The sequence below is a fragment of the Escherichia sp. AM3 genome, from assembly GCF_032029835.1.
GTDB classification, from domain to species: domain Bacteria; phylum Pseudomonadota; class Gammaproteobacteria; order Enterobacterales; family Enterobacteriaceae; genus Escherichia; species Escherichia coli.
The window spans coordinates 1-3,288 of record NZ_JAVUPQ010000167.1; the positions used below are offsets into that span (position 1 = coordinate 1).

Genomic DNA, 3,288 nt, shown 5'->3' on the forward strand with positions numbered 1-3,288 from the left:
TCGAAACGTACTCTCAACAGTTCGCTTAGGCATGGAAGTTTTGCGGCATTCTGGCTACACAATAACAAGGGAAGACTCACTCGTGGCTGCAACCCTGCTTACTCAAAATCTATTCACACATGGTTACGTTTTGGGGAAATTATGAGGGGATCTCTCAGTGCTCAGCATGTTTGAGTGCTTTACTCGCCGCGGGTTGAGAAATATGTAAAACTTCAGCCGCACGCGTTAAGGAACCACAAGTCATTACAGCATAAAAGATATCGAGATGTCTTAATTTCATTCCATGTAGCCTACTGATTATTTATTTCTACGGACTATTCTAACGAATAAAGTATAAATAATCAGATATACTCGTCATAATTCAAATTTTGGTTTAGTTGTCACGAGAATTAATTCGTAAACGTGCAAGCTAAATAGATTGACTAGGGGAATATACGGGGTAAGAAAGCGGCTCGGCATACTGCCCTATAATAAATTGTTAGGAGAAGTACGCCGAGTAGTGTGTAGCTATTAGGTAAAGTATGTACCAATTTCAATAAATATTTTAATTAAGATACTGTTTGAAATATCAAAAATAAAGGCACCGACCATAGGAACGACAAGGAAAGCTTTATGTGATGGTCCAAATGCTTTTGTGACTGTTTGCATATTCGCAATTGCTGTTGGTGTTGCTCCCATACCAAAGCCACAGTGACCCGCGCTGATCACGACAGCATCATAATCTTTGCCCATCATTTTGAAGGTGACAAAGCAGGCAAATAGCACCATGACAACAGTTTGTACAGCAATGATAATTAATACTGGCCCTGCCATGCTTGCCAATTGACCAAATTTTAATGACATTAACGCCATTGCCAAGAAAAGCGATAAAGCAACGCTACCTAATACATCGACGGTCGGCTCAAACACTTCGTGTTTAAATACATGAGTCAGTGTATTACGGATAATAATACCGACAAATAAACACCAGACAAAAGTAGGCAGTTGCAGAAAAGTATCTTTAAACAATGCACTGATATAGCCACCAACAACAATACAGATAATCAGCATTGAAATGGTTTCAATAACGTTATTTGCATTGATTTTTCTTTTGACGCTTGGTTGCTCAAAAGCTTCAACGATAGTGTCGCGCTCTTGCTCGGTTGTTTTAGGAATAGAGACCTTTTTCAAAAGATGACGGGCAACAGGGCCGCCAACTAAACCACCCAACACTAATCCAAGTGTTGCACAAGCCATCGCTAATTCAACGGCGCCTGTTACACCATATTTATCAGCGAGAATAGGGCCCCATGCTCCGGCATTACCATGACCACCTGTTAGAGTAATTGAACCTGCAATTAAGCCAATAAATGGACTTTCATTCATCATGACAGCCATACTCATGCCGACAGTATTTTGAATGGCGATTAGGATCGTTACTGCAATAGTTAATAGAACTAACGGCTTTCCTCCTTTAATCAGTCGAGAAAAGTCAGAACTTAGCCCGATAGAGGAAAAGAATGTGAGCATTAATAAACTTTGCAATGAAGCATCAAAAGTAAACGAATAACCTGATGTTTTATCAATAATTAACAGAACAATTGCAACAATAAAGCCACCAACGACGGCTTCTGGTATGTGGTTTTTTTGTAGGAACGGGGTAAATTTTACGACAAACATTCCTATGAGTAGCGCGATACATGCGACTAATAATGTATAACTGGCATCTAGGATCATTTTTTTACCTCTATTAGTTTACCAGAATTTTCACTATAACAATTTAACAATAGTGAAAAATGAAGTTACTTTGGTTAACTAATCTTTAACAATGAGTTTTATTAGGGTATCCATAACTTTTAGTTAATAGGGTCATAATTTTAGTGTGATCTTAATCATGAAATATTAAAAAGATTAAAATAACAACAATGGTATTTAATGATGGGTAAACCTAAATACCATGCGGGATCCGCACTATTTTCGGTGATAGCAAAAAATAAAAAAGTATAAATAATAAACAAAATTATAAGAGAAGGAGAACATGATAAGCGCAGGCCGAGCAATTTAAAGAAGTGTGATATACAACATAAAACAGCAGCATGACCTTTCTATATTTCGTTGCTTATCGAAGTGTTAATTTTCGGGTGGATTACTCTGTTTGTTGATTAATAACGGAGAAAAATATGATTGCTGTAATATTTGAGGTGCAAATACAACCCGACCAACAAACTCGCTATTTGACTTTAGCTGAGGAGTTAAGACCACTATTAAGTCATGTAGCTGGTTTTATTTCAATTGAACGTTTTCAAAGTCTAGCTACAGAAGGAAAAATGTTATCGCTATTTTGGTGGGAAAACGAATACGCAGTTCTGCAATGGAAAAATCATGTTTTACATGCGAAAGCTCAACAAGAAGGGCGAGAGTCAATATTTGATTTTTACAAAATTAGTATTGCTCATATTACTCGCGAATATTCATTTAAAAAGGACAAGGATAATGTTTGATGTTCACGTTGTTTTAGATAATCAAATAGGACAATTAGCATTACTAGGAAAAACATTAAGTAATAAAGGTATTGGATTGGAAGGGGGAGGGATATTTACGGTTGGTGATGAATGCCATGCTCATTTTCTTGTTGAACAAGGAAAGGAAGCTAAAATAGCGCTAGAGCAAGCTGGACTGTTAGTACTTGCGATCCGGACACCATTAATTCGTAAGTTAAAACAGGAAAAACCGGGGGAACTTGGCGAAATAGCACGAGTATTGGCGGAGAATAACATTAATATTTTAGTGCAATACAGTGACCATGCTAACCAACTGATATTAATAACGGACAATGATAGTATGGCTGCATCTGTTACGCTCCCTTGGGCAATAAAGTGAACTTGCGATGGCTAATTTAATACGAAAAGAGGTTACCTTTGAGTCCTCAATAGCCGCGATAGGGGCGGCTATGTCTGACATTTCACGAGTTAAAATACTCAGTGCTTTGATGGATGGGCGAGCTTGGACGGCCACTGAGCTAAGTTCTGTGGCGAATATATCAGCTTCAACGGCGAGCAGTCATTTATCTAAATTATTAGATTGCCAGCTAATCACAGTAGTAGCTCAAGGCAAGCATCGTTATTTTCGGCTAGCAGGAAAAGATATTGCTGAATTGATGGAAAGTATGATGGGGATCTCCTTAAACCATGGCGTACATGCCAAAGTTTCCACGCCAGTGCATTTACGAAAAGCACGTACTTGCTATGATCATTTAGCTGGCGAAGTTGCCGTTAAGATCTATGATTCCCTTTGTCAACAGCAATGGAT

Annotated in this window: 4 protein-coding genes and 2 pseudogenes; 4 read left to right on the forward strand and 2 right to left on the reverse strand. The window is 38.1% G+C overall.

The features are described 5' to 3' along the window. A pseudogene (locus RTW80_RS23355) lies at nucleotides 1-145 on the forward strand (IS4 family transposase); the annotation flags it as partial. Nucleotides 146-160: 15 nt separating this feature from the next. On the opposite strand, the pseudogene RTW80_RS23360 reads toward RTW80_RS23355, so the two are convergent. Both RTW80_RS23360 and gltS read right to left on the reverse strand, forming a co-directional pair. Beyond that, a pseudogene (locus RTW80_RS23360) lies at nucleotides 161-280 on the reverse strand (LysR family transcriptional regulator); the annotation flags it as partial. A gap of 230 nt (nucleotides 281-510) precedes the next feature. Continuing rightward, entirely contained in the window at nucleotides 511-1,716 is a 1,206-nt protein-coding gene (gltS, locus tag RTW80_RS23365) for a sodium/glutamate symporter (RefSeq protein WP_097761999.1), read from the reverse strand. Between the two features lie 443 nt (nucleotides 1,717-2,159). Between gltS and RTW80_RS23370 the strand changes: the two genes are divergently transcribed. From RTW80_RS23370 to RTW80_RS23380, 3 genes are all read left to right on the forward strand, one after another. Continuing rightward, nucleotides 2,160-2,480, forward strand: coding sequence for an antibiotic biosynthesis monooxygenase family protein (locus RTW80_RS23370; RefSeq protein WP_000562367.1), 321 nt, complete (start codon nucleotides 2,160-2,162; stop codon nucleotides 2,478-2,480). Continuing rightward, nucleotides 2,473-2,859: a hypothetical protein gene (locus RTW80_RS23375; RefSeq protein ID WP_000460653.1), complete on the forward strand. Its 387-nt coding sequence runs from the start codon at nucleotides 2,473-2,475 to the stop codon at nucleotides 2,857-2,859. Before RTW80_RS23370 ends, RTW80_RS23375 begins: the two co-directional genes overlap by 8 nt. A gap of 7 nt (nucleotides 2,860-2,866) precedes the next feature. Next, nucleotides 2,867-3,288, forward strand: a 422-nt coding sequence (locus tag RTW80_RS23380) for a winged helix-turn-helix domain-containing protein (RefSeq protein ID WP_312720434.1), incomplete at its 3' end; no start/stop codon positions are given.